This window comes from Streptomyces sp. NPDC005774 (assembly GCF_042871645.1).
In the GTDB taxonomy this organism is placed as follows: Bacteria; Actinomycetota; Actinomycetes; order Streptomycetales; family Streptomycetaceae; genus Streptomyces; species Streptomyces pratens.
Genome location: NZ_JBIAIV010000080.1, coordinates 1 through 24,760, shown reverse-complemented (window position 1 = coordinate 24,760; position 24,760 = coordinate 1). Strand labels below are relative to the sequence as shown.

Annotated in this window: 21 protein-coding genes; 8 read left to right on the top strand and 13 right to left on the bottom strand. The window is 70.4% G+C overall.

The window, feature by feature from the left end; translation table 11 throughout:
* Positions 1-245: 245 nt before the first annotated feature.
* On the bottom strand, positions 246-707 hold the full coding sequence (locus tag ACFYQA_RS37115) for a hypothetical protein (RefSeq protein WP_388927758.1): 462 nt from the start codon (positions 705-707) through the stop codon (positions 246-248).
* A 338-nt stretch (positions 708-1,045) separates the two neighbouring features.
* On the opposite strand from ACFYQA_RS37115, the gene ACFYQA_RS37110 reads away from it, so the two are divergent.
* On the top strand, positions 1,046-1,543 hold the full coding sequence (locus ACFYQA_RS37110) for a hypothetical protein (protein WP_388927756.1): 498 nt from the start codon (positions 1,046-1,048) through the stop codon (positions 1,541-1,543).
* Between the two features lie 50 nt (positions 1,544-1,593).
* On the opposite strand, the gene ACFYQA_RS37105 is transcribed toward ACFYQA_RS37110, so the two are convergent.
* Complete coding sequence (locus ACFYQA_RS37105; RefSeq protein ID WP_388927753.1) at positions 1,594-2,553, bottom strand: alpha/beta hydrolase family protein; 960 nt, start codon at positions 2,551-2,553, stop codon at positions 1,594-1,596.
* 319 nt (positions 2,554-2,872) lie between these two features.
* Between ACFYQA_RS37105 and ACFYQA_RS37100 the strand changes: the two genes are divergently transcribed.
* Positions 2,873-3,664, top strand: a complete 792-nt coding sequence (locus tag ACFYQA_RS37100; protein WP_388927767.1) for a sulfite exporter TauE/SafE family protein — start codon at positions 2,873-2,875, stop codon at positions 3,662-3,664.
* Positions 3,665-3,755: 91 nt separating this feature from the next.
* Here ACFYQA_RS37100 and betT read toward each other — a convergent pair whose 3' ends face one another.
* The 4 genes from betT to ACFYQA_RS37080 all read right to left on the bottom strand — a co-directional run bounded on the left by betT (position 3,756) and on the right by ACFYQA_RS37080 (position 10,726).
* Entirely contained in the window at positions 3,756-5,879 is a 2,124-nt protein-coding gene (betT, locus tag ACFYQA_RS37095) for a choline BCCT transporter BetT (RefSeq protein WP_388927750.1), read from the bottom strand.
* Between the two features lie 221 nt (positions 5,880-6,100).
* The gene (locus ACFYQA_RS37090; RefSeq protein ID WP_388927747.1) at positions 6,101-7,672 is read right to left on the bottom strand and encodes a GMC family oxidoreductase; all 1,572 of its coding nucleotides are present in this window, start codon (positions 7,670-7,672) and stop codon (positions 6,101-6,103) included.
* A gap of 154 nt (positions 7,673-7,826) precedes the next feature.
* On the bottom strand, positions 7,827-9,293 hold the full coding sequence (locus tag ACFYQA_RS37085; protein ID WP_388927744.1) for an aldehyde dehydrogenase family protein: 1,467 nt from the start codon (positions 9,291-9,293) through the stop codon (positions 7,827-7,829).
* A gap of 377 nt (positions 9,294-9,670) precedes the next feature.
* Positions 9,671-10,726 (bottom strand): alpha/beta hydrolase, encoded by a 1,056-nt coding sequence (locus ACFYQA_RS37080; protein ID WP_388927741.1) that lies wholly within the window; start codon positions 10,724-10,726, stop codon positions 9,671-9,673.
* A gap of 506 nt (positions 10,727-11,232) precedes the next feature.
* Here ACFYQA_RS37080 and ACFYQA_RS37075 point away from each other — a divergent pair.
* Positions 11,233-11,955, top strand: a complete 723-nt coding sequence (locus ACFYQA_RS37075) for a TNT domain-containing protein (protein ID WP_388927738.1) — start codon at positions 11,233-11,235, stop codon at positions 11,953-11,955.
* Between the two features lie 13 nt (positions 11,956-11,968).
* Positions 11,969-12,244 carry a hypothetical protein gene (locus ACFYQA_RS37070; protein ID WP_388927735.1) on the top strand — a complete coding sequence of 92 codons (276 nt, stop codon included), beginning with the start codon at positions 11,969-11,971 and terminating at the stop codon, positions 12,242-12,244.
* A 105-nt stretch (positions 12,245-12,349) separates the two neighbouring features.
* On the opposite strand, the gene ACFYQA_RS37065 is transcribed toward ACFYQA_RS37070, so the two are convergent.
* The 5 genes from ACFYQA_RS37065 to ACFYQA_RS37045 form a co-directional block, all read right to left on the bottom strand.
* The gene (locus ACFYQA_RS37065; protein WP_388927733.1) at positions 12,350-14,263 is read right to left on the bottom strand and encodes a discoidin domain-containing protein; all 1,914 of its coding nucleotides are present in this window, start codon (positions 14,261-14,263) and stop codon (positions 12,350-12,352) included.
* A gap of 212 nt (positions 14,264-14,475) precedes the next feature.
* Positions 14,476-15,834 carry a GH1 family beta-glucosidase gene (locus tag ACFYQA_RS37060; RefSeq protein ID WP_388927730.1) on the bottom strand — a complete coding sequence of 453 codons (1,359 nt, stop codon included), beginning with the start codon at positions 15,832-15,834 and terminating at the stop codon, positions 14,476-14,478.
* Between the two features lie 47 nt (positions 15,835-15,881).
* Positions 15,882-16,721: a carbohydrate ABC transporter permease gene (locus ACFYQA_RS37055; protein WP_388927764.1), complete on the bottom strand. Its 840-nt coding sequence runs from the start codon at positions 16,719-16,721 to the stop codon at positions 15,882-15,884.
* Positions 16,722-16,749: 28 nt separating this feature from the next.
* Positions 16,750-17,742 carry a carbohydrate ABC transporter permease gene (locus ACFYQA_RS37050; protein WP_388927727.1) on the bottom strand — a complete coding sequence of 331 codons (993 nt, stop codon included), beginning with the start codon at positions 17,740-17,742 and terminating at the stop codon, positions 16,750-16,752.
* A gap of 14 nt (positions 17,743-17,756) precedes the next feature.
* On the bottom strand, positions 17,757-19,070 hold the full coding sequence (locus ACFYQA_RS37045; protein ID WP_388927724.1) for an ABC transporter substrate-binding protein: 1,314 nt from the start codon (positions 19,068-19,070) through the stop codon (positions 17,757-17,759).
* Between the two features lie 270 nt (positions 19,071-19,340).
* Between ACFYQA_RS37045 and ACFYQA_RS37040 the strand changes: the two genes are divergently transcribed.
* A complete protein-coding gene (locus ACFYQA_RS37040; protein WP_388927722.1) occupies positions 19,341-21,173 on the top strand; it encodes a coagulation factor 5/8 type domain-containing protein in 1,833 nt (610 codons plus the stop codon).
* Here the strand turns inward: ACFYQA_RS37040 and ACFYQA_RS37035 are convergent.
* A complete protein-coding gene (locus ACFYQA_RS37035) occupies positions 21,164-21,412 on the bottom strand; it encodes a hypothetical protein (protein WP_388927719.1) in 249 nt (82 codons plus the stop codon). The two genes, ACFYQA_RS37040 and ACFYQA_RS37035, sit on opposite strands and share 10 nt — an antisense overlap.
* A gap of 21 nt (positions 21,413-21,433) precedes the next feature.
* A complete protein-coding gene (locus ACFYQA_RS37030; protein WP_386422356.1) occupies positions 21,434-21,733 on the bottom strand; it encodes a DUF1540 domain-containing protein in 300 nt (99 codons plus the stop codon).
* Positions 21,734-22,109: 376 nt separating this feature from the next.
* Here ACFYQA_RS37030 and ACFYQA_RS37025 point away from each other — a divergent pair, with 376 nt between their 5' ends.
* The 3 genes from ACFYQA_RS37025 to ACFYQA_RS37015 all read left to right on the top strand — a co-directional run bounded on the left by ACFYQA_RS37025 (position 22,110) and on the right by ACFYQA_RS37015 (position 24,696).
* Positions 22,110-22,565, top strand: coding sequence for a universal stress protein (locus ACFYQA_RS37025; protein ID WP_388927716.1), 456 nt, complete (start codon positions 22,110-22,112; stop codon positions 22,563-22,565).
* Entirely contained in the window at positions 22,562-23,845 is a 1,284-nt protein-coding gene (locus ACFYQA_RS37020) for an MFS transporter (protein ID WP_388927713.1), read from the top strand. Before ACFYQA_RS37025 ends, ACFYQA_RS37020 begins: the two co-directional genes overlap by 4 nt.
* 413 nt (positions 23,846-24,258) lie before the next feature.
* The gene (locus ACFYQA_RS37015) at positions 24,259-24,696 is read left to right on the top strand and encodes a sulfite exporter TauE/SafE family protein (protein ID WP_388927761.1); all 438 of its coding nucleotides are present in this window, start codon (positions 24,259-24,261) and stop codon (positions 24,694-24,696) included.
* Positions 24,697-24,760: the final 64 nt, after the last annotated feature.

Sequence of the window (24,760 nt, the reverse complement as noted above, 5' to 3'; positions counted from 1 at the left end):
CAACCAGCCCCGCCGCTGTCTCGGCTACCTCACCCCACAGGAAGCCTTCCAGCGAGCCCTGACCGAAGGTGTTGCTTCAACGAATTGACACCGCCCTGAGCTGTGTTCTCGGCAGTGGCAGCGGCAGTGGCGGGCGACGGCTTGTCGGCGTCTTCTCCAGGCCGGCCAATTCAGTGCATGGGCGACGGGGTCCCGGTCGGCTCGAGGGTGGGGCAGGAGAGCGCCCAAGAGCCGTCGGCTCTCTGTCACGGCGAGCGGGACGGGGGCTGGTCCGTTTCCGCAACCCCCTTTGCAGCCTCGACAGAAGCCTGGGCGGCGAGTGCGGCCAGGACGGTGTGGGCGAGCATGGCGAGCGCGATGTGCCGGTACCGGCCGACGTAGTGGCGGACCTCGTACTCGTCCAGCTCGTCCGGGCCGCATTCGTTCTTCGCAGCCCGGAAGCATTCCTGGACCGCCCACCGGCTGCCGGCGACGCGGACCAGGTCGGCGATCTCGATGCCGACGGGCGTGTAGGCGAGGTAATAGGCGCTCTCAACCGGGTCGGACAGGCTCCGGCGGGCCATCACCCAGCGGTGACGGGTCGGCGGGTCGGGGTCGAAGACGATGTTGGCGGGCAGTTCGGCCGCGGCCCAGGCGTAGACGCGTGGGCATGAACGGGCCGGGGTCGCCGGAATTCCAGAGGATTCCGGCGACCCCGGCCCGTTCACATCGCATCCGCGGCCCGCTGCCCTTGCTGGCCGGGGCCGGGCTTCGCTACACAGAGGGCAGGAAGAACAGAACGCAGAACACCGCAGCCCAAGGACAAGTGCCGCCTCCGCTCGCCCCGATGGACCACTCGCCCGTGCCGCCCATGGCGCGCACCGCCTCGACGAGGAGCCGCCACACCATGTCCGACCACAGGACCCCCGAAAGACCGGTTCCGGGTTCGGCACCGGCATCAAACCCGGAACCGGCATCCGCACCCCCGCTCCCCTCCACTCCGCCCTCGGCTCCCCCGACTCCCCCGGCCCCTCAGGCCCCTCAGGCCTCTCAGGTTCCGGCGCCGATGGCTGACCGCCGCTCGGGGCCGGGAAGGCGCACCCTCGTACTCGCCGTCATCGCCGCCGTCGTCGTGGCGTTCCTCGCCGGTGGCGGTGTCACCTGGTGGGTGCTGGGCGGGGAGGACGGCGACGTGATGGACCATGTCGAGGTCTCGGACGGCAAACTCGTCTCCGATGACAGCGACAGCGCGTACTGCGACGACGACGACCTCTACTCGTACAACGACTGCGACACGGACGTCGACGAGACGTACGAGTTCAGCTATCGGATCACCAACAAGGGGAAAGGGAACGCCAATTACTCCGTCGTCGTCAACGCCTTCGACCAGGACGGCGACTTCGTCGGCCAGACCTACGTCGGCACGACCCACCTGGCCTCCGGCGAAACCGACTCCGACGAAGGCGAGTTCAACGAGTACAGCGACTTCGAGGGGAACCGCGAGCTGTCCGACATCGCGTCCGTGAAGGTCGCCCACGCGGAACGCATCGCCCTGGCCAACTGACCGCCGTGCCCGGCCGGCTCAGCCCTGCGATCGGTCCTGGTGGGACTCGCCTACTTGTGCCGCAACGTGCCCAACGGGCTGGGGTCTTCTTCCAGTGCGGTGGCAGCCGCCTTCCAGCCGGTGTCCTCGGAGTACAGGGCGCTGTGCAGGAAGGCCGTGGTGAGCTTCTGGATCAGTGCCACGCGCGCGGGACTCTCGTCCGTCGTATCGGCGGCCTCGTACCCTTGGATGCCTCCGAGCGAGTGCTCCGCCCCGAACAGGGTGAGCAGGCTCTTGCTTCCCGGGCTGTAGGTGTAGGGGTCGGTGAACCAGTCCGGTCCGCGGGTGGACAGCGCGGACCGGTCGTGGTCCCCGGCGACGATGAGGGCCGGCGCGGTCATGGTGTCGAAGGACGGCCTCATGAAGGAGAAGTGCTCGGCGGCGAACGGGGTCAGGTCGTCGCCCAGGCCGGTCAGCGCGAGCAGTACACCCGCCTTCACACGGGGGTCGGACATGTCCTCGCCGGGAAGACCGCCGGAGTCGAGGACGCGCGCGCCCAGCAGTGTGCTCGCCGTCTGGGCTCCCCAGGAGTGGCCTGCCACGGCGATACGGCTGTGGTCGAGGCGCCCGCCGAGGCCCGGCACGGCGGCTTCCAGGACGTCGAGTCCGTCCAGCACACGCTTGAGGTCCTCGATGCGGAAGCGCCAGATCCGCGGCGTGCGGGGGTCCTCGGCGGGGAGGCCGAGCGTCCTGGAGTCGAGGTGGGTGGGCTGCAGGACCGCGAAGCCCTGAGCGGCCCAGAAGTCCGCCAGCGGGGCGTAGTCCTTCATCGACGCGCCGAAGCCGTGCGAGAAGACGACGACCGGCAGCTCAGCACCGGTCGCGGGAGCGGACACGCCGACCTGAAGGTCCTCGTCACGGCCGGGGGCGGGCAGGACGACCGGCCTGGCGGATACCACCGTGGTGGGTGCGTTCACGGCCTTCCGTGCGTTCGGGTTGTTCGAGTTGTTTAAGTTGTTCGAGTCGGGCATGGAGAAGCCTTCCCTTTTCTGACGCCCAGCCACATCGACGCGGACATCGACGAGCGCATGTTTCCCGTCCGGCCGGAGCGGGCCGGGGAGGGGTGAACCGGTTCCCCGGCCCGTCGCCGCGACCCAAACGGAACATTGCTCCGCTTACAATACGGAACGCCGTTCCGATTTACAACCTCGCGGAACTCGGGAACTCACCGAACTCACCGAAGGGCCCGATGGATTCGTGCCGGAGGTCGCTCCACGTCACACTGGGCGGCCGGATGCGTTCGATCTCGACCCCGACCCGGGAGCACTCGTGGAACTGTTGGCGGCCGGGATGATCGTCGGCGCGCTGATCTCGGTCGTGACCGCGCCCGTCGGGGTCTCCGGCGCGGTGTTCCTGCTGCCGGTCCAGCTCAGTCTGTTCGGTGTGCCGAGCCCGGCCGTCACCCCGACCAACCTCCTCTACAACGTCGTCGCCGGCCCGGGGGCCCTGTGGCGCTACCGTCGGGACGGGGCTCTGCGCGGTCCGCTCGCCCGGCGGCTGGTTCTCGGTACCGTCCCGGGGGTGGTGATCGGCGCGGTGATCCGGGTCTTCGCGCTGCCGAGCCCGACGGTCTTCCGCCTTTTGATCGCCGCGCTCCTCGTACCGCTCGGGCTGTGGTTGTGCGCCAGAACCCTCTGGCAGGGTTCCTTGCGGCGGGGCTCCTCACAACAGGACTCGCAGCAGAACCGTGCTCACGTCGAACCGTCCGGCCGGACCGTGAGCGGCCTCGCCCTCGCCGTCGGGGTCATCGGCGGCGTGTACGGCATCGGCGGCGGCTCCCTGCTCGGCCCGATCCTCGTGGGCCGGGGCATGCCCGTAGGCCGTGTCGCCCCCGCCGCTCTCGCCTCGACGTTCGTCACGTCCCTCGTCGGCGCCGCCACCTTCGCGCTTCTGGGGCTCGTCAGCCCCGGCGATGTCGCACCGGACTGGAGCCTCGGCCTGGCCTGCGGACTCGGCGGCCTTGTCGGCGGCTACCTCGGCGCCCGCCTCCAGCCCCGACTCCCCGAGGCCGCGCTACGGCTCACCCTGGGCACTCTCGCCGTCGCCCTCGGCACGCTCTACGCCCTCCAGACGCTGCGCTGACCGCCGGCTCACCCGGTCGCCCAACCCACTCACCCACTCGTCGGCTCACCCGCTCGTCGGCTCATCGCACTGCCCGTCGCCCTCGCAGGGGCTACTCCGGCAGGTGTGCCTCCGGGTCGTCCGGGCGGTGGTCGGGGAAGCCCGAGCGGGCGGCCGCCTCGTGGCGCACCCGCAGGAACTCCAGGTGCCGTTCGTACTGGTCGAGGCTGTCGGCGATGAGCTGTTCCCGGGTGTAACCCATCACGTCGTAGTCCTGGTTGCCCTCGGCGAGCCGGACCTCGAAGCGCACATAGCTGTCGTGCGTGCTGATCGACCGGGTGGCGAACTCGGGGGTCGGCAGCTCGACGGGCCGGACCCCGTAGACGAATTCGTCGTCCGGGCCGATCGGTACCCGCAGGTCGACGTGGGTGAGGCCGGTCTCCTCGTCGACGCCCTCCAGGACTTCCGCCTCCGTTCCCTGCCCCCGCAGTTCCTGGGCCACCTCCTGGAAAGCCGGGCGGCACACCTCGTCGATGAATTTCGTGGCCGCCCGCCTGTTGGGGAAGGCCATCGCCCGCTTCAGCCGCTGCCGCCAGTTCAGTGCCCCCGGCGGGCCGTGCAACGTCATCCGTCCGGAGAGCGACCCGGGCAGCGTGGCGGCCCGCGTCTCCGCCCGCATCCGCTCGGTGCGCAACGCCAGATAGAGCCCCGCCATGATCAGGAACATGACGAAGGAGAAGGGCAGTCCCATGATGATGGTGGCGTCGGTGAGTGCCTGCACTCCGCCCACGATGAGCATGGCGAGGGTCAGCAACCCTGTCGTGACCGCCCAGAAGATGCGCAGCCACGGGGCCGCGTCGGTCACCGGGGTGGGCAGGTCCGCGCTGAGGTTGCCCATGACCAGGGCCCCGGAGTCCGCGGAGGTGACGTACAGCAACAGCCCGACGAACGTCGCGAGTCCGGCGCTGAACAGAGCGCCCGGATACTGGTCCAGCAGGCCGTAAAAGCCCTGCTCGGGGAAGTTCACGGCCGTCTGGCCGAACTCGGTGTTCCCGTCGCGCACCAGGAACAGGGCGGTGTTGCCGAAGATCGACAGGAAGAGGCCGGTGAAGAGGAACGGGATGATCAGCGTCGCCGCGACGAACTGGCGCAAGGTGCGGCCGCGGGAGATACGGGCCAGGAAGAGCCCGACGAACGGCGCCCAGGCGATCCACCAGGCCCAGAAGAAGAGCGTCCACGCGTCCAGCCACTCAATGGGCTGGTCGTAGGCGAAGGTGTTCAGGGTCATCGACGGGAAACGGCTGACGTAGTCCCCGACGTTCTGGACCATCGCGTTGAGCAGCCGGAACGGTTCGCCCACGACCAGGATGAAGATCATCAGCAGGGCGGCGAGGAGGACGTTGAGCTGGGACAGTCGGCGGATTCCCTTGTCCACACCGGACGCCGCGGACACCGTGGCCATGAGCACCGCCACGACGATCAGGCCGATCTGCGCGGAGAGCCCCTCCGGGACGCCGAAGAGGAATTTCAGTCCGTAGTTCAGCTGCACCACGCCGATACCGAGCGTCACGGAGATGCCGAACACAGTGCCGATGATGGCCGCCAAGTCGACGGTGTCACCGATCCGTCCGTGGATCCGGCGGCCGATGATCGGGTAGAGCGCGGAGCGGATCGCGAGCGGCAGCCGGTACCGGAAGGAGAAGTAGGCGAGCGCCATGCCCATCAGCGCGTACATGCCCCAACCGGTGATGCCGTAGTGGAACAGGGTCCACACCACGGCCTGTCGGGCGGCCTCGACCGTCTCCGGTTCGCCTTCCGGTGGCGCGAGGTAGTGGCTGACCGGTCCGGTGACCGAGAAGAACATCAGGTCGATGCCGATGCCCGCCGCGAACAGCATCGCCCCCCATGTGAAGAGGCCGTAGTCGGGCGTGGAGTGCTTGGGCCCCAGCTTGATCGTGCCGTACTTGGAGATGCCGATGAAGATGACGAACGCCAGGTACAGGGTCGCGGCGAGGAAGTAGTACCAGCCGAACCACGAGGAGATCTTGTCGACCGTCACTCCGATGACCGATTCCGCACCGGAGGGCGTAATGATCGCCCAGACCGAGATCGCGAGGATCAGCGCGGCCGCCCCGAAGAAGACCACGGGCTTGAGCCTGCCCGTGCCCGTCGGCCCGTCCTCTGTCGACGACTCCTCCGGCGCCGCTCCGGCGTCCTTCTCTCCAGCGGTCGACATGGCCGTGTTTCTCCTTCGCTGAGGGCGAGGACGTCGGCTCTCGGCAGCCGACGGCATCTGCGGCGGCGCGCGGAGCGCGGGAGACCTCTTGCCGGTGCTCTAATGCCTGCGACACAGGGGCAGGACAGTGTTCTGGCGACCCGGTACGTCGACCCGGTACCGGCCCGACGTGTCGGCTTCCGGACAGCCGCCGTCCGCGGGCGCGGGAGGCTGCGGCCCGGTCACTGTGCTGCCTCCCGGCCCACGGGCCCGGCGCGTCCGGTGAGCAGGTCGGCGGCGCGTTCGGCGGCGAGCAGGACGGTCACCATGGGGTTGATGGCGGGCATCGTCGGGAACACGGACGCGTCGACGATGCGTACGCCCTCGACGCCGCGCAGTCTCAACTCGGGGTCGCAGACGGCCATCGGGTCGTCCGCGGCGCCCATGCGGCAGGTGCCCGCCGGGTGGTAGACGGTGTGCGCCGCGCGGCGCCCGTACTCCGACAGGTCGGCGTCGGAGGTGACGTCCGGGCCGGGCGCGACCTCGCGGACCAGCCAGCCGCTCAGGGGATCGGTGGCGGCGACCTCCCGGGCGATCTTCAGCCCCTCCACGATGGTGCGCTCGTCGTGGCCCTCGGGGTCGGTGAAGTATCTGAAGTCCAGGGCGGGGTGCTCGGCGGGGTCCGCGCTGCGCAGCCACATGCGGCCGGTGGAGCGGGCCCGCGGCACGTTCGGCGTCATGCACACCCCGTGCTCCGGAACGGGGTAGCCGAGGCGTTCGGTGTTGACGGTGAACGGCACCTGGTAGAAGTGGAACATCAGGTCCGGGCGCGGTTGGCCCTTGTCGCGGCGCAGGAACAGGCCGGCGTCGGAGTCCATCGCGGAGTTGGGCGGCAGCGGGCCGTCGGTCTCCCAGACCATCACGGACTCGGGGTGGTCCAGCAGGTTCTCCCCCACCCCCGGCAGGTCGGTCCGCACCTCGATGCCCAGGCGGCGCAGGTCGTCGGCCGGGCCGATGCCGGACAGCATCAGCAGGCGCGGGGTGTCGATGGCGCCGGCGCACAGCAGGAGTTCGCGCTCGGCGCGCACGGTGGCGGGCTCACCGTCGGCGCCGCGCACGGCGACCCGGGTCAGCCTCCCCTGCTCGTCGTCGAGCAACCGGTGGGCCCAGGTCTCCAGGAGGAGGGTGAGGTTGGGGCGGTCCAGGATCGGGTGGAGGTAGGCGACGGACGCGGAGGAGCGCAGGTTGCCCTCCGGCTCGTAGGCCAGCGAGAAGAAGCCGACGCCGTCGGCGAAGGGCCCGGCGTTGAAGTCGTCGATGACGGGGACGCCGAGAGCGCGGGCGGCGGCGGTGACGAAGTCCTTGGCGATGGGATTGCGGTCGGCCTCGGCCACCGGCACGATCTTGGTGAGCAGCCGGTCGCGGTAGGGGAGGATCGTCGCCGGGTCCCAGCCGGTGCAGCCGTGGGCCACCCAGTCGTCGAGGTCCTGCGGCAGCGGCAGGAAGCTGATCAGCGTGTTGTGGGAGGAGCAGCCGCCGAGTACGCGGGCACGCGAGTGCAGGATGTGGGAGTTGCCGCGCGGCTGCTCGACGGTGGTGTAGCCGTAGTCGAACTCCGAGCCGAGCAGGTTGATCCAGTTGCGCAGGCGCAGGATGCGGTCGTCGCCGACGTCGCTGGGGCCGCCCTCGATGACGCAGACTCGGCAGTCGGGGTCCTCGCTCAGGCGGGCGGCGAGCACACAGCCGGCGGTGCCGCCGCCGACGATGACGTAGTCGTAGGCGGACTCGACGCCGTGCGGGGTGGTGGGGGCCATGGGGTGCCTTTCTTCGGCTCTTCGACGGCCGTCGGGTGGTGGAAGGGCGGCGGGAGGCGGTGGGAGGCAGGAGGCGGTGGAAGGCAGGAGGCGGTGGAAGGCAGGAGGCAGGAGGCGGCGGAAGGGCCGTGGGAGGGCAGTGTGCCGCGCCCGGTCAGCCCTTGAACCAGCCGGAGGGGGCGGGGGCGAGGTTCTGGTAGATGTGCTTGGCCTCCTGGTACTCGCGCAGGCCCGTGGGGCCCAGCTCGCGTCCGACGCCGGAGCGGCCGAAGCCGCCCCACTCGGCCTGCGGCACGTAGGGGTGGAAGTCGTTGATCCACACGGTGCCGTGCCGCAGCCGCTGGGCGACGCGCTGGGCGCGGCTCGCGTCGGAGGTCCATACGCCGCCGGCCAGGCCGTAGCGGGTGTCGTTGGCCAGTTCCACCGCCTCGTCCTCGGTGCGGAAGCGCTCGACGGTGACGACCGGTCCGAAGACCTCGTCCTGGACGATGCGCATGGACCGGTCGCAGTCGGCGAAGACGGTCGGCAGGAGGAAGAAACCGCTGCTCAGCGCCGGGTCGTCGGGTCGGGTGCCGCCGGTGACGAGCCGTGCGCCCTCCTCCTGTGCGGAGGCGATGTGGCGTTCGACCTTGTCACGGTGCTCGGCGGAACTGAGCGGGCCGCTCTCGGTACCCTCCTCCATGCCGTTGCCCAGGCGGATCGCCTGGGCGCGCTGGGCGAGGGAATCGACGAACCGGTCGTACAGGGAGTCCTGGACCAGCAGGCGTGAACCGGCGGAGCAGACCTGCCCGGCGTGCAGGAAGGCGGCGTCCAGCGCGTAGTCCACGGCGGCGGCGAAGTCGGCGTCCTCGAAGACGATGTTGGGGTTCTTGCCGCCCAGTTCCAGGGCGACGGTCTTCGGCCCCTCGGCGGCGGCGGCCATGATGGTGCGTCCGGTGGCCAGGCCTCCGGTGAAGGACACCAGGTCGACCTCGGGGTGGCCGGTCAGGGCCGCGCCGACGGTCGCCCCGGAGCCCAACACCAGGTTGGCGACGCCGGGGGGTGCGCCGGCCTCCTCGATCAACCGGATCATGGCGATCGTGGTGAGCGGTGTGACCTCGCTGGGTTTGAGGACGAAGGTGTTGCCGGCGGCCAGCGCCGGCGCGACCTTCCACGAGGCCTGCAGCAGCGGATAGTTCCAGGGGGCGATGAGCGCGCACACCCCGATCGGCTGGTAGACGACACGGCTGAGGACATCCGGGCCCACGTCCACGACACGGCCGCCGTCCTTGCCCGCGAGTTCCGCGAAGTAGCGGAAGGCGTTCGCCACGTCCTCCACGTCGAAGCGGGACTCGGTCAGCGTCTTGCCGGTGTCGAGGGTCTCGGTGTGGGCGATCTCGTCCCTGTCGCGCAGCAGCAGGTCGTGGACGCGCAGCAGGAGGTCGGCACGGTGACGGGTGGGGGTGTTCGCCCACTCCTCCTCCTCGAAGGCACGCCGGGCGGCGCGCACCGCGCGGTCCACGTCGGTGGCGTCCGCCTCGTCGACGGTGGTGACGACGGAGGCGTCGTACGGGTTGACCACCTCCCGCCGCCCGCCGCCCGCCGCCTGTGTCCACTCGCCGTCGATGTACAGCTCGCCCACCGCGGGGCCTCCTTCGCGTCCGGCCGGTGCCGACAGGTTTGCCGGTCAGCAACATGCCCCATGGTGCGGTCGGCGGCCCCAGGCCGCATCGCCACCACCGCGACCGGGTGGTCCGGGCAACCCGGGCAACCCGGGTGGGCTAACGACCGGGCGGGGCAGGGCAGGGCGGACCGGACGGGGGCAGGGCAGGCGGGCAGGCGGGCCTGGCGGGTCGACAGCACGGCCCGTCCGCAGACTGCCTGCCCCGTACTTGCGTACGTACGGGGGCAGGCTTCTCGCCCGTGTGCCCCACTGACTTCCCAGGGGCGGTTCCGGGCGCCGGCGCCGGCGCGGTCGTCGGCGCGTCGGTTCAGCGGTCGGCCTCTACGGGAGCGGGCTCATCCGTCGACCCGCAGCGCACCGAGCAGCAGCGGCAGCGAGGCGTGCAGCTCGCGTTCCCAGTAGGCCCAGCCGTGGGTGCCCGGTCCGTAGAAGTGGGTGGTGACGTGCTTCGCGCCCACGCGTTCCAGTTCGGCGGCGAGGGCGTGGTTCTGCCGGTTGAAGTCGGCCTCGAGCGCGCTGGTGCTGCCGGGCGGGTCCAGGGGGCCGGTGGTGCCGTCGCCGCACGACAGGTAGACCGGGATCGACCTGAGGCGCTTGGCCAGGTGGAACGGGTCGTGGGCCTTCCAGATGCGGCGCTGCGCCACCGGGTCACCCCAGACGCGCAGCGGGTCGTTGCCCTGCCCGGCGAAGAAGCCCATGATGCGGCCGGCCGACTCGTCGTTCAGCAGGGGGTGGGCGGAGCCGGAGTACGCGGCGGTCGCCTTGAACATGCCGGGGTGCCGGGCGGCATACTGCAGGGCGCCCTGGCCGCCCATCGACAGCCCGGCGACGACACGGTTGCGGCCGGCGGCCCAGTCCCGCTCCAGGAGTTGCCGCAGCTCGACGGTGTGGAAGGTCTCCCACGCGGGGTCGCCGCCCTGTCCGTGGTTCCACCAGTCGCTGTACCAGCCGTTCCAGCCGGCCTCCGGCATCACCACGAGCACGTCGTCGCGCAGGCTGTCGATCCCGGCGACATCGGTGAGGCTGGTCCATGAGGTGTAGTCGCCGCAGCATCCGTGCAACAGCCAGAGGGTCGGCCAGTGCTGACGCCGGTCACCGGGGTCCCAGCCGTCGGGGGTCAGGAGCCGCACCTTGACGGTACGGCCGCCCAGGGCCTGCGATCTCACCGACAGGTCGACCTGCCGCTCGGCGACCTGGGTGACCGCGACGACCTCGGCCCCGCCGCGCGACTTCGCGGACCGGGCGGTGTCGGCGGCCCCGTCCACGGCGACGGTGGGTGCGCCGGTGGCGAGCGCCGGTGCGGTCGGCGCGAGGACGACGAGCAGCAGGACCGCGAGGACGAGCGGGAGGCGGGTTCGACGGGGCAGGACGGCGGTCACGTGCGCGATCACGGCGGCTCCCTGTGGTTCGGTTCCTCGCTGCATGAACGGTGCGACCGGGCCGGGCCGGTGCCTGCCGGGCAGGATCACCGGCCGTGGCACCGCCTCATGGTGACACCCCGACGGACGGCCCGACAGTGCACGGCCGCCCGTGGGAACGGTTGTCGGCATCTCTCCTTCTCTCCGCTCCATCCACTCTCCGCTCCATCCACTCGCCGGGCCGGAGCAGTTGAGCGACGGAAACGAGCGCCCTGCGACGGTCCGGCCGGCCCTTCTTCCACCTTCCACGTCCCCGGTCACGAGAACGCGTGTCCTCGCCGTCACGCGATCGTTGATCTTCACGTCGAAACGCCGAACCGGCCGGGACGGCCACCTCCTGACTGCGAAAGCCGGGCGACAACGCCCCGACAGCATCGGCCCTGGCATTCGCCACCGTCGTTGTTCACCTTGCCACTGCGCGCCCTAGCGGGTGGCCTCGTACGAGCCAGGGCGCCCCGACGAGCACCGGAGTACGACACGTGAAGAACCGCTCCCGCGCCACCCTGTCCGCCCTGACCCTGCTCTTGGCCACCGCACTGTCCCCGACGACCGCGACCGCCTCACCCGCGATGACCACCACTCCCCCCGCGGCCGAGGAGCATCACCGGAGTGGACAAGCGGCCCCGCACCCGCGCCCGGCCCCGTGCACCGGCGCGTACCAGGACGACGCCCGGCTGGGTCCGGAGACCCTGCCCCGCCCCTGGGAGGCCCCGGTGGGACCGCTGCTGAAGAACTACCAGCGCACCGGTGACCTCTCCCCCGGCGCGTTCCTGGCCAAGTACTGGAAGGACGAGGACCCTGAGGGACCGGCGGGGTGGAAGTACCCGCCCAACGACGGATTCGCGGAGGTCAACGGGAAGGTCGACCAGCACGTGGAGGTCCTGGAGCCGGGTGAGGACCTGGACCGGTTCGGCTCCGAGTACGGCTCCTACCTCGCCCCCGCCGGCGACTCCTACGCCAAGCGGGCACTGCCGCCGCAGAACCTCAACACCCGCGAGCCGGCCTACCCGTGCGACTACCACCGCTACACCGTCACGCAGTCCTTCGCCGTCTGGCAGGGCGGCATCGCCCCCTGGTTCGAACAGCCCGGCGGCGGACAGCAGATCAAGCTCGACCCCGCCCTGCTCACCCCGGGCGACGGCGAGCGGCTGAACGTCAAATGGCTCCTGGACCACGGCTACCTCGCTCACGCGGCGGACTGACCCGGGCCCGCCGGTGAACCGCGGCACTCTGCACACCGTCCTGCGCGCCCTGGGCGTGCGGGACGGCCACTACTACATCGAGGGCGTGCACGAGCCCTCTCCCCTGCCGACCGACTTCCTCTACCTGCGCCGTTCCCGCACCACCCCGGGCATGTGGGAGACCGGCGCCTACGAACGGGGCACCTGGGCGGTCGTCACCCGGCACGCGCGGGAGGAACCGGCCTGCGCGCACCTGCTGCGGCTGCTGACCGGAACCGGAAACCCGCCCTCGGGCGGGAACACCCCGTAGGGCGCCCCCACAGGGCCTTGACAACGCAGGTGGCGAACACGTTCAGCCGGAAGTCGCCCCGGCCGAGGCCTGGCCGGGCCGGGGTGACGAGGAGGGCTACCGCGGTTACCCCTTCTGCTCCACCCTCACCCAGTCCACCTCCGCCCGGACTCCCCCGGCGGCGATGCGGTCCACGCTCGACCGGGGAAGGCCCCAGTAGGGAGTGGTGACCTTGTTCCAGCCGGCCGGGTAGGCGCCGCCCAGGGCCAGGTTGAGGATGACGTACTGGTTGTGATCGAAGACCCACTGGCCGCGTGTCGACTCGAGTGTGTTGCGGGTGGTCTCCTGGACGAGGCGATCGTCGACGGAGAAGCGCATGCCCGTCGCGGTCCACTCCACCGCGTAGGTGTGCCACTGGTCGGCCCGGCCACCGCCCGGGTAGGTCTGGCGTTCGCCGATGTTGCCGTCGGCCGAGTAGCCGGGGCCGTGCAGTCCTGTGCTGGTCCAGTCGCCGTAGCCGATGTTCTCCATGATGTCGGTCTCGCCGGAGGCGGGCCAGGAGACCGTCGGATCGTCCACGTTGCTGCCCAGGAGCCAGAACGCGGGCCAGAAACCGTCCCCGACCGGGAGCTTCATGCGTGCGCTGACCCTGCCGTAGGTGAAGTCGAACCTGGTGTTGGTGTCGATGCGGCCGGACGTGAAGTCGTAGGTGCCGCCGCCTGCGCGGGTACAGCCCTTGCAGTGCTTCGCCTCCAGGACCAGGTTGCCGTTCTCCGTGCGGATGTTGTCCGTGGAGTCGACGTAGGCCTGTGACTCGCCGTTGACGGGTCCCATCTCGGTGCCGGTGCGGACGACCCGCCATTTGGAGCGGTCGAGGGAGGCTGTGGTGAAGTCGTCGAAGAAGGTGGTGCGATACGTGCCGGGCTGGTCGGCGGGGAGGGCGGGGTACGCCGCGGTCGCGCTGCCGCCGGTGCCCCAGACCTGGAACTCGTAGAGGGAGTATCCGAACTGGGCCGTCGCCGGGGCGGGGTTGTGGAAGGAGCGGCGCTCCTTGCCGAGCATGCGGACGTAGCGACCGGTGGCGGGCTGGGCGAGTCTCACCGTGTCGTGCCTGCCGGTTGCCTCGGCCGGTGATTTCACGTCGGCACGGCGGGCCGCGACCTCGGACGCGGAGGGGCGGTGGACCGTCCGCCAGGTGCGGTTGTCGTCGGAGACCTGGAGTTCGTAGTCGACCGCGTACGCGGCTTCCCAGTAGAGGTCGATCGTGTCGATGGTCGAGCGGGCGCCGAGGTCGACCGAGACCCAGCGGTCGGCGTTCCAGTCGCTGGACCAGCGTGTCCGGTCGGCCTTGAGGTCTGCGGGCCAGCCGCCGTCCGTCACGAACGCCGGTGAGTTGCCCGCGTGCTGGTAGAGATTCGTGTAGGCGGGGTGGTTGAGTGCCAGGTTCGCGCGGGTGGTGGAGGCCGGGGCCGGTTCGCCGCCGTAGACCTTGAAGGAGTAGAGGGAGTAGCCCCACGGGGTGGCGCGTTCCATGCCGCGCATCCGGACGTAGCGGCCGGTCACCTCCTGGGGGTACGTGTGAGCCGTGACCGAGCCTCCGGTGCCCGCGGTCTCCGTGTAGAACGGGGCCCAGTCCGTGCCGTTCCTCGAGACCTCCAGGACGTAGCGCTTGCCGTAGGCCGCTTCCCAGTCCAGGGTGACGCGGGCGATGCGGAGGGTCGTACCCAGGTCCACCTGGATCCAGGCGTTGCCCGTGAAGTCGCTGGACCAGCGGGTCGAGCCGTTGCCGTCGGTGGCGCGGCCGGGGCCGACGTCCGGATTCTCACTGCCGGAAGCGGTGACGGCCGTCGGGTCGGCCGCGTACGCGGCGGCGGCGCGGTCGTCGTCCCAGGCGGCCGCTGCCGCCGCGGCCGGTTGCGGGACTGCGGCTGTCGGGGCCGCGAAGGCCGAGCCTGCGGACAGTACGGCGGCCGTGACAAGGGCGGTCAGGACGGTGCGACGGGGAGTTGTACGGGGAGTTCGGGGAGTGCGGGACGGCATGCGGCTCTCCTTGGGGAGTGTGGGGGCGCCGGCTCCCTGACTGATGTGCCTGTGCGTGCCTGTACCTACCGGTGGGGGCTTCTGTGTGCGGCTGTGTGCGTGTGCTGCCGGTGGGCGCGAGTTTCGGGCTCGCTCACGCCCACCGGGGTCTGCGGTCCCGGGGTCTGCGGTCCCGGTCCCGGGGTCTGGGAGCGGTGTCGCCGGGGCGGCCCCTAAGCGGCCCGCCGGGCTTCGCCCTCGTGGCCGCGGATGATGTCCGCGTACCGGTGGCCGGAGCCCTTGATGGTGCGGGTCTGGGTCGCGTAGTCGACGTGGACGAGGCCGAAGCGTTTGTCGTAGCCGTAGGCCCACTCGAAGTTGTCCAGCAGGGACCAGGCGAAGTAGCCGGCGAGCGGGGCGCCCTTGCGGGCGGCGGAGGCGCAGGCGGCGAGGTGCTGCTCCAGGTAGTCCTGGCGCTCCGCGTCGTCGATCGTGCCGTCGGGGCGGACCGTGTCGGGGAAGGCGGAGCCGTTCTCGGTGACGTAGAGCTTGCGGGCGCCGTACTCGTTCGTCAGGCGCAGGAGCAGTGTCTCGATGCCGCTCGCGTCGATCTCCCAGTCCATGCCGGTGCGCGGCACGTCGGCGCGGCGGACGGTGGCGGCGTGGGGGGCCGGGCCGTCGGGGTCGGCCGTCACCACCTGGGGGAAGTAGTAGTTGAGGCCGAGCCAGTCGAGCGGGGCGGCGATGGTCGCCAAGTCACCTGGCTGTTCCGGGAGTTCGACTCCGTAGACCTCGCGCATGTCGGCCGGGAAGCCGTAGCCGTGCACGGGGTCGAGCCACCAGCGGTTGGTGTGGCCGTCCATGCGGGTGGCGGCGGCCAGGTCCTCGGGGCTGTCGGTGGCGGCGTGGATCGTGGAGAGGTTGTTGACGATGCCCACCTGGGCGCCGGGGACGGCGGCGCGGATGGCGCTCGCGGCGAGGCCGTGGCCGAGGAGCAGATGGTAGGAGGCGCGGACGGCCGCCGTCAGGTCGGTCAGACCGGGCGCCATCTTGCCTTCCAGGTGGCCGATCCAGGCCGAGCACAGGGGTTCGTTGAGCGTCGTCCAGTGGTGCACGCGGTCACCGAGGCGTGCGGCGACCGCCGAGGCATACGCGGCGAAGTGCTCGGCGGTGTCGCGCTCCGGCCAGCCGCCGCGGTCCTGGAGGACCTGGGGCAGGTCCCAGTGGTAGAGGGTGACGGACGGCGTGATGCCGGCCTCGAGCAGGCCGTCGGTCAACCGGTCGTAGAAGTCGAGGCCCTTGACGTTGACCGGGCCGTCTCCGCCGGGGACGATCCGGGGCCAGGCGAGTGACAGGCGGTAGGCGTTGGTGCCGAGGCGGCGCATCAGGTCGATGTCCTCGCGCCAGCGGTGGTAGTGGTCGCAGGCGGTGTCGCCGTGGTGGCCGTTGTCGATGGTGCCGGGGGTGCGCGCGAAGGTGTCCCAGATCGACGGCGAACGACCGTCCTCGGCCACGGCTCCCTCGATCTGGTACGCCGAGGTGGCCGTGCCCCACAGGAAGTCCTCGGGGAGGGCGGCATAGTCGATGGCCACAGAAGTCCTTTCGGGCAAAGCGGAGTTGTCCGATGCGGGGAAGTCGGTCACTTGACGGCTCCTGCCGTCAGGCCGGCGACGAGGTAGCGCTGCAGGAGCAGGAAGCCGGCGACCACGGGGATGCTCACCACGAGCGAGGCCGCCATGATCTGGTTCCAGTACACGTCGTTGAGGGTGGAGTAGCCCTGGAGTCCCACGGCGAGGGTGCGGGTGGTGTCGTTGGTCATCACCGAGGCGAAGAGCACTTCGCCCCAGGCCGTCATGAAGGCGTAGACGGCCACCGCGACGATGCCGGGGATCGCGGCCGGGACGACGACCCTGAAGAGCGCGCCGAGCGGGCCGCAGCCGTCGACCAGCGCGGCCTCGTCCAAGTCCCGCGGCACCGAGTCGAAGTAGCCGATCAGCATCCAGATGGAGAACGGGAGGGAGAACGTCAGATACGTGAGGATCAGGCCGCCGCGCGAGCCGAACAGGGCGATGCCCGTGGCGTTGCCGATGTTGACGTAGATGAGGAACAACGGGAGGAGGAAGAGGATGCCGGGGAACATCTGCGTCGACAGCACGGTGACGGTGAAGACGCGCTTGCCTCGGAAGGTGTAGCGGCTCACCGCGTAGGCGGAGAAGACCGCGATCACCACCGAGCAGACGGTCGCCGCGCCCGCCACGATCAGCGAGTTCACGAAGTACCGGGCGAGCGGGACCGTGGACCAGATGTCGATGTACGGGCGGATCGTCACCTCGCTCGGCAGCCAGCGGAACGTGCCGGTGACGTCCGCGAGCGGCTTCAGCGAGCTGGAGATCATGACGTACACCGGGATCATCACGAAGCCGGTGAGCAGGGTGAGGAAGATCCGCCGGGACCAGAGGAACGAGCGGGGCGGGGCCATCGGGGAGGCGACCGCGGTCCTCGGGGAGCTAGCCATGTGACGGCCTCCGTTGGCGCGAGGTGAGGACGAGGTACACGCCCGTCACGACGAGCAGGAACAGCAGGAGCAGGACGGACATCGCGGAACCGGTGCCGAAGTTCCAGGTGACGAAGGACGCCTGGTAGATGTGGACGGAGATGAGGTCCGCGGCCTCGGGGGCGGCCTTGCCGAACAGGACGAACGGCGTGTTGAAGTCGTTGAACGTCCACAGGAACAGGACCAGTACCAGTACCTGGTTGACCGGGCGCAGTGACGGCAGGGTGATGCGGCGGACCTGCTGGATCATTCCGGCGCCGTCGAGGGCGGCGGCCTCGTACAGCTCGCGGGGGATGTTCTGCAGGCCGGCCATGACGATGAGGAAGGCGAACGGCCAGCCCTTCCACACCGAGACGGTCAGCAGCGCGACGAAGCTGTTGTCGCCGATGAGCCAGAAGGACGGCTTGTCGGTGAGGCCGAGCTGGTCGTGCAGGACGTGGTTCACCAGGCCGTTGTCGTGCTGGAACATGAACACCCAGGTGATGACGGCGGCGTAGACCGGCAGCGCGTACGGCACCAGGAACAGGGCACGGAGCAGGCCGCGGCCGCGGAAGGTGTCCTGCATGTAGATCGCGGCGGCGGTGCCGACGATCCAGCACAGGCCGACCGACAGCACGGTGAAGGCGAGGGTGACGAAGAAGGAGTGGAGCAGTGCCTGGCCGACGGGGGCGTCGAAGTCGACCGACACCTTGTAGTTGTCGAGGCCGGCCCAGGGGGCGGTGCCCCAGTCTCGGATGTAGAACTGGGTGAGCTCCTTGAAGCTCATCACGATGCCGACCACCATCGGCACCAGGTGGACGAGGAGTTCGAGGAGGATGGCCGGCAGGAGGAGCAGGTAGGGCAGTCCGATGCGGCGGATCCGCCCGGTGCGGCGGCGGGGGCCGCGCTCCGCACCGGGGGAGGTCTTCCGCGCGGCGGCCTCTGCTGTGGGGGCCGTGGCGGTCATGGCGGTGTCCGGGCTCACTTCTTGGGCATCTGCTGCTGGGCCTTGGTGAGGGCGGCCTTCACCGATGCGGTGGTCACCTCGCGGCCGCCCGCGGCATCCGCGAACAGGTCCTTGACGGCCGTACCGACGGTGGTCTCGAACTGGGACTCGTCGGGGACCTGCGGGAGGGCCACGGCGCTCTGGGCGAGGGTGTCCTTCAGGACGGAGTTGGCCGGGGAGTTGAAGGCAGCGTCCTCCTGGGCCGCCTTGACCGGCGGGATGGAGCTGTAGGCCGTGTTGAGGATCTTCTGCTCGGCGTCGCTGGTCATGAACTTCACGAAGTCGGTGGCGCCGTCGATGTTGTCGCTGTTCTTGAAGACGGCGAGGTTGATGCCGGCGACCATCGAGTTGACCTGTTTGCCGGCGCCCGGGGTGCCGGACTGCACGGGCACGGGGGCGATGCCGTAGGAATCGTCGGCCATGCCCTGGGACTTGAGGTTGGCGGAGGCGGACTGCCAGAGCAGCATCGCCGTCTTGCCCTTGGCGAAGTCGCTGACCGACTGGTTCTGGGCGTACTCGGCGTTGCCCGGGGCGATGATCTCGTCCTTGGCCATGAGGTCGACGTACTGCTTGACCGCGGTGACCGCGCCGTCGTTGGTGAAGTCGGGCTTGCCGTCGGCGGTGAAGAAGTCGGCGCCGTGCTGCTTGGCGAAGACGAAGGCGTGGTGGATGTTCTCGGAGGGGTTCGAACCCTCCATGGCTATCCCCCACTTGCCGCCCTTGGTGACACTTTTGCCGGCGGCGACCAGCTCGTCCCAGGTGGCGGGGGGCGCGTCGACACCGGCGTCGGCGAGCATCTGCTTGTTGTAGTAGAGGGCGTACGCCATCGAGTACAGCGGGACCGCGGCCGGGTCCTGCCCCTCGGTGCCGGTGGAACCGAGGGCGGATTCGACGAAGCGGTCCTTGCCGCCGATCCTGTCGAAGTTCTTCGCGTCCCACGGCAGCAGCGCGCCGGTCGCCTGGAGCGAGGCGGACCAGGTGTTGCCGATGTTGAGCACGTCCGGGCCCTGGCCGGAGGTGGTCGCGGTGAGGATCCGGTTCAGCAGGTCGGACCAGGGCACGACCTCCAGCTTGACCTTGATGCCGGTCTGCTTCTCGAACTTGTCCAGCTCGGGCTGGAGGACCTTCTTGTCGATCTCGACACTGGCGCCCTGGTTGGAGGCCCAGTAAGTGAGCTCCTTGGGCGAGTCGTTGGACCCGCCGGAGGTGGATCCGCCGCCGCAGGCCGTGGCGGTGAGTGCGAGAGACAGGATGACGGCGCCTGTGGCCGCGGCTCGGATGCTGCGCATGGCTTCTGATGTGCCTTTCCGCGAGGGCAGGGTGCGAGGGGAGTGCAACGGAGACGCAAGGAGGACGCAGGGGGACGCCGGGGAGGCGACTCATGACTTAATTTAGAACGTGAGTTAAACCCTCGGAAGGGGCGGCGTCAAGGGTTTGGACGGAGTCACCCCACTCTCGCCGCACCTCTTGACTCATCTGTTCCACGGATGAACTATCAGCGGCGAGAGAGCGCTCCCACCTCCCCACACCGTTCACTTCCTGAACCAGGAGAGCCGCCCATGACCTCCGACTCCCCCACCGCCCAGCCGCCCGCCGACGGCCCCCGGACCGCCGTCCGCCGCCGGGCCGTTCTCGGAGCCGCAGCCGCCGTACCCGTACTTGCCGCACTGCCCACCACAGCCTCCGCCGCCCCGGCCGCTGCGACCGCGCCCGCTGCCGCGGCGAAGCGCGGGAAGCGGCGCCGGCTCCTGGCCGGCGGTGATCTCGGCCCGAACGTGATCGTCTTCGACCCGTCGACGCCGGGCATCCAGGCGAAGCTGGACGAGGTCTTCGCCCGGCAGGAGGCCGACCAGTTCGGCCCGGGCCGCTACCAGTTCTTCTTCAAGCCGGGCACCTACCACGGACTCAACGCCCAACTGGGCTTCTACACCTCGATCTCGGGTCTCGGACTCTCCCCCGACGACACCACCATCCACGGCGACGTGACGGTCGACGCCGGCTGGTTCGACGGCAACGCCACGCAGAACTTCTGGCGTTCGGCGGAGAACCTGGCTCTCGTCCCGGTCAACGGCACCAACCGCTGGGCGGTCGCCCAGGCGGCCCCCTTCCGCCGGATGCACATACGCGGCGGCCTCAACCTGGCACCCGCCGGTTACGGCTGGGCCAGCGGCGGCTACATCGCCGACAGCCGGATCGACGGCGTGGTCGGACCGTACTCGCAGCAGCAGTGGTACACCCGGGACAGTTCGGTCGGCGGGTGGACCAACGCCGTGTGGAACATGGTGTTCTCGGGTGTCGAGGGCGCCCCCGCGCAGAGCTTCCCGGAACCGCCGTACACCACCCTCGACCGGACACCGGTCTCCCGCGAGAAACCGTTCCTGTACCTGGACGGCGCCGGCTACCGCGTGTTCCTGCCCGCGCTGCGCCGCGACGCACGCGGTGTCACCTGGGGCAACGGCACCCCGCGCGGCACCTCCCTGCCCCTGGACCGGTTCTACGTGGCGAAGCCCGGAGACTCCGCTGCCACCCTCAACCAGGCACTCGACCAGGGCCTCAACCTGCTGCTGACACCGGGCATCTACCACGTCGACCAGCCGATCCGGGTCAACCGCGCGGGCACGGTCGTCCTCGGCCTGGGCTACGCCACCCTGATCCCCGACAACGGCACCACCGCCCTCCAGGTGGCCGACGTCGACGGCGTACGGCTGGCAGGCTTCCTCGTCGACGCCGGACCGGTCAACTCCCGCACCCTGGTGGAGATCGGCCCCAGCGGCGCCTCCCGTGACCACTCCGCCGACCCGATCACCGTCCAGGACGTTTTCATCCGGATCGGCGGCGCGGGCCCCGGCAAGGCGACCACCAGCATGGTGGTCAACGCCCGGCACACGATCATCGACCACACCTGGATCTGGCGTGCCGACCACGGCGAGGGGGTCGGCTGGGAGACCAACCGCTGCGACTACGGCGTCGTCGTCAACGGCCACGACGTCCTGGCGACCGGCCTGTTCGTCGAACACTTCAACAAGTACGACGTGCAGTGGAACGGCGAACGCGGGCGCACGATCTTCTTCCAGAACGAGAAGGCCTACGACGCGCCGAACCAGGCCGCCATCCAGAACGGCTCGATCAAGGGATACGCCGCGTACAAGGTCGGCGACCGTGTCACCACCCACGAGGGCTGGGGCATGGGGAGTTACTGCTACTACAACGTCAACCCCACGATCGTGCAGCACCACGGCTTCACCGCCCCGAACCGCCCGGGCGTCCGCTTCCACCACCTGCTGGTCGTGTCGCTCAGCGGAAACGGGCAGTACGAGTGCGTCATCAACGACACCGGCGCGCCGACGTCAGGCACTAACACCGTGCCGTCGAAGGTGGTGTCCTACCCCTGAGCCCGGGGCGCGGTACACGCTCCGACGAGAATCTCGCCTGCGTGGAGGGCATAGACGGCGGCGGCCCGGAACAGCTCCTGCTCGTCGACGTACTCGTGGGGGCCGTGGGAGACGTCCGAGCGGCCGGCGGCGTACCCGGACGCGGGGATGCCGAGCCGGTCGTACCAGCGGTTCTCCAGGATCCCGCCGCACATCTCTAAGGTGGCCGGCTCGTCGCGGACCTCAGCGGCGCAGCGCACCCGGCCAAGCCGAGCCCGGGCTCAGGCGGGTGCGTAGGTCAGACAGTCGACCTCGGTCTGTTGGTAGCCCACGGTGATGCCGGGGGCGCGGCATTCGAGTTCGGCGTTGTGCCGGCAGTCCGACATCTTGCAGGCGCCGACCCGTCCGGTGACGGACGGGTCGCCGCCCTTGGCCGGAGTGGAGACGAAGGTGTCGCAGTGCGCGTGCCGGACCACCACGCCGGCCGTGTCGCCCACGGTGATGGCCAGCGCGTGGCAGGCGCGGTCCCGGTTGTAGGCGCAGTCCTCGGCCACGCACTCGTTCACGGCGGGCATTTCCATGACGGCGGTCTCCTCGCAGCAATGTGTCTCTCCGGCTCGCCCACGGGCGAACGACAGGCGGCTGACGTGAGCATGGCCCATCTGGTCCAGCATGGCCGCCTGCACCGTCGGTGACCAGCGGACTTGCGCCGAACAGGGGCAGTGCCCGTCGGCCGTCGCGCGGACCCCGAACGGGCGACATCCGTCATTCACGAGGGGTGGCGGCCGGATGACGGCGCCGAAGCCGAAGGATTCGCGGTGGTGTGCGCTTCCGAGGTGCGGCGGCGGCGCCCGTGCCCAACGGTGGGTGGAGGAAGAAAGAGTCCCATGCCCTGCGCGCCGTGGACGGCGATGATGGTGACGGTGGCTGATCGCAGCACCGGTGAGGAGGCATGCGATGGGCATCGAACCGGAGCCGGCCCCGCAGATCGTGGTGGGCGCCGATGGCTCCGAGCCGTCGAAGGCCGCCCTGCGGTGGGCGGCGCGGCAGGCCGCTTTGACGGGCGGCGTGGTCGAGGCAGTGACCGCCTGGCAGTATCCGCAGTGGTATGGAGCGGGCCCCGCGGTCGCCGGGTTCGACTTCGCGGACAACGCGGCAAAGGTCCTGACCCAGGCGATCGACGAAGCCCTCGGCGCTGACCGGCCGGTCGAGATCCGGACCCGGGTTGTGCACGGGCACCCGGCAGAGGTGTTGTTGGGCGCCGCCCGCGGGGCGGAGCTGCTGGTCGTGGGGAACCGGGGGCACGGCGGATTCACCGAGGCGCTGCTGGGCTCGATCAGCCAGCACCTCGTCCAGCATGCCGCGTGCCCGGTGGTCGTCATCCGCGGCCCCGCCGACGCGGCATCGGGATGAGCCGGCGCGGTGGGAGGGAGACATTCGCCGCGCTGCGGGTGCCGAACTTCCGTCTGTACTTCGCCGGGCAGTCCGTCAGCCTGGTCGGCACCTGGATGCAGGCCGTGGCACAGTCCTGGCTGGTGCTCCAGCTGACCGGCTCGGGCACGGTGCTCGGGCTGGTGGTCGCCGCGCAGTTCCTGCCGGTGCTGCTTCTCGGCCCGTACGGCGGACTGATCGCCGACCGCGCCGACAAGCGCCATCTGCTGATGGCCACCCAGACCGCCCTCGCGGCCCTGGCCCTGCTGCTGGGCCTGCTGACCGCCACTCACCTCGTACGGCTGTGGATAGTCGTGCTCCTGGCCGTCGTGCTGGGCACCGTCAGCGCGGTCGACAACCCCACCCGGCAGACGTTCGTGCCCGAGGTGGTCGGGCCGCACCTACTGCGCGGCGCCGTCAGCCTCAACAGCGTGATGACCAACACCGCCCGGGCCATCGGTCCGGCACTCGCCGGTGTCCTGATCGCCTCCGTCGGGGTGGGTGTGTGCTTCTTGGCCAACGCCGCCAGCTTCGCCGCGGTACTGCTTGCCCTGCGCATCATGCGCACCGGCCAGCTCCAGCCGAGCCCGGCGCTGCAGAAGGCACCCGGACAGTTGGCCGCCGGCCTGCGCTACGTGCGCGGCACCCCGGGACTGTGGGCGCCGCTGGCCATGATGGCCCTGATCGGCACACTCTCCTACGAATTCCAGGTGGTCATCCCGCTGCTTGCCCGCACCGGGGCGCACGGCGACGCACGCACCTACGGATTCATGGCCTCCGCCATGGGCCTCGGCGCCGTGGCCGGCGGCCTGACCGTGGCCGCCTACGGGCGGGCCGGGGTCGTCCCCCTGATCGGGGCCGCTGCCTCCTTCGCCGCCGCGCTGACCGCGGCGGCGGCGGTCACTCCCTGGCTGCCCGTCGAACTGGTGGCCCTGGCCTGCGTCGGCATGGGAGGCACCGTGTTCCTGGCGACCGGGAACACCACCCTCCAACTGGTCGCCGACCCGTCCTTCCGGGGCCGGGTGATGGCGCTGTGGTCGGTCACCTTCCTCGGCAGCACGCCCGTCGGCGGGCCCATCGTCGGCGCTGTCGCCGAACACCTGGGCCCCCGTGCCGGGCTGGGCCTCGGCGCCGCGGCCTGCCTGGCCGCGGTCGTCCTCGGCCTGCTCGTCCTGCCCCGTATCCCCCCACGGCATCGCTTCCTGGAAACCCTGGCCGCGCCAGATCCCCCGCCGGCCCTCACCGAGACCGACCGCACCTGATCTCCCGCGGGGTCGGCAACCGCACGAACCGACGGCCCCCAGGAGGGTGAGGCGCAGACCGGGGCGACGTACGCCGCCCCGGTACCGCTGAACGACGACTACTGGCACGCCGCGCGGCGTGATCGGTTGAAAGCCGCCGGCACCTGAAACGATCGGTCGGTGCGGGCCGGGTTCGTCCGCTGCCAGGTCCTGCGCGCAATCCCCGCCGGGGTCACCGCGCAGGCCCCTTCCTCCGGGCCGATCGCGGTGGCGGCCGCGCGCACGCCACCAAGGGGACACACGTGCTCTCGGTGGCGTGCGCGCATTCCCGTTTCGGCCGTGGAAAATAAAGCTGTGCCACTCCTTGTGTTCGCCGGTGCTCCTCTTGGGGTGGTTTTCACCGGTGCTCCTCCCGCGGTGGTTCAGGAGGTTGCCTGGCGACGTGGTGGGCCATCACCCTGGTCGGCTGCGGGGTGGACTTCCTCGCCGGGCTGTTCGGTGCGGGCGGGTCGGCGGTGGGTACCCCGCTCCCGCACGCTTTTGGAGTGCCGGCCTTCGTGGCTCCGGCCTCGCCCCTTCCGGGTGCCCTGCCCGTCGCACTCGCCGCTTCGGGAGCTTATGGGGAACACGGATACGTCGACCGGCGTGTCGTGGTGTGGAGCGTCGCCATCGGTTTTCCGGCGACGGTGGGCGGGGCACTGCTCACGCCGCACCCGGGCGGGCCGCTCCTGGTACGGATCACCGAAGGCGTCGTTGCCGCCATCGGCGTACGGCTGGTCCTGTTCCCCCATGAGCCGCAGGAGCACGCGAAGGAACCCCGGACCTTCCCCATCCGGATGGTGGGACCTCCCCCCGGGTGGTGGACACCCTGACCTCCGGCCCCGGTGGGGGCCGGGAGAGGGTGACCGATTATGGTGATGAAGGTCTATTCGCCCG

Coding starts and splice junctions, on each gene's coding strand:
- ACFYQA_RS37050 (WP_388927727.1), bottom strand. CDS start 17,742: ATGACCGCCACGGCCCCCACAGCAGAGGCCGCCGCGCGGAAGACCTCC.
- ACFYQA_RS37065 (WP_388927733.1), bottom strand. CDS start 14,263: ATGCCGTCCCGCACTCCCCGAACTCCCCGTACAACTCCCCGTCGCACC.
- ACFYQA_RS37110 (WP_388927756.1), top strand. CDS start 1,046: ATGGCTGACCGCCGCTCGGGGCCGGGAAGGCGCACCCTCGTACTCGCC.
- ACFYQA_RS37055 (WP_388927764.1), bottom strand. CDS start 16,721: ATGGCCCCGCCCCGCTCGTTCCTCTGGTCCCGGCGGATCTTCCTCACC.
- ACFYQA_RS37090 (WP_388927747.1), bottom strand. CDS start 7,672: ATGGCCCCCACCACCCCGCACGGCGTCGAGTCCGCCTACGACTACGTC.
- ACFYQA_RS37105 (WP_388927753.1), bottom strand. CDS start 2,553: ATGCCCGACTCGAACAACTTAAACAACTCGAACAACCCGAACGCACGG.
- ACFYQA_RS37030 (WP_386422356.1), bottom strand. CDS start 21,733: ATGGAAATGCCCGCCGTGAACGAGTGCGTGGCCGAGGACTGCGCCTAC.
- ACFYQA_RS37045 (WP_388927724.1), bottom strand. CDS start 19,070: ATGCGCAGCATCCGAGCCGCGGCCACAGGCGCCGTCATCCTGTCTCTC.
- ACFYQA_RS37020 (WP_388927713.1), top strand. CDS start 22,562: ATGAGCCGGCGCGGTGGGAGGGAGACATTCGCCGCGCTGCGGGTGCCG.
- betT (WP_388927750.1), bottom strand. CDS start 5,879: ATGTCGACCGCTGGAGAGAAGGACGCCGGAGCGGCGCCGGAGGAGTCG.
- ACFYQA_RS37025 (WP_388927716.1), top strand. CDS start 22,110: ATGGGCATCGAACCGGAGCCGGCCCCGCAGATCGTGGTGGGCGCCGAT.
- ACFYQA_RS37040 (WP_388927722.1), top strand. CDS start 19,341: ATGACCTCCGACTCCCCCACCGCCCAGCCGCCCGCCGACGGCCCCCGG.
- ACFYQA_RS37100 (WP_388927767.1), top strand. CDS start 2,873: ATGATCGTCGGCGCGCTGATCTCGGTCGTGACCGCGCCCGTCGGGGTC.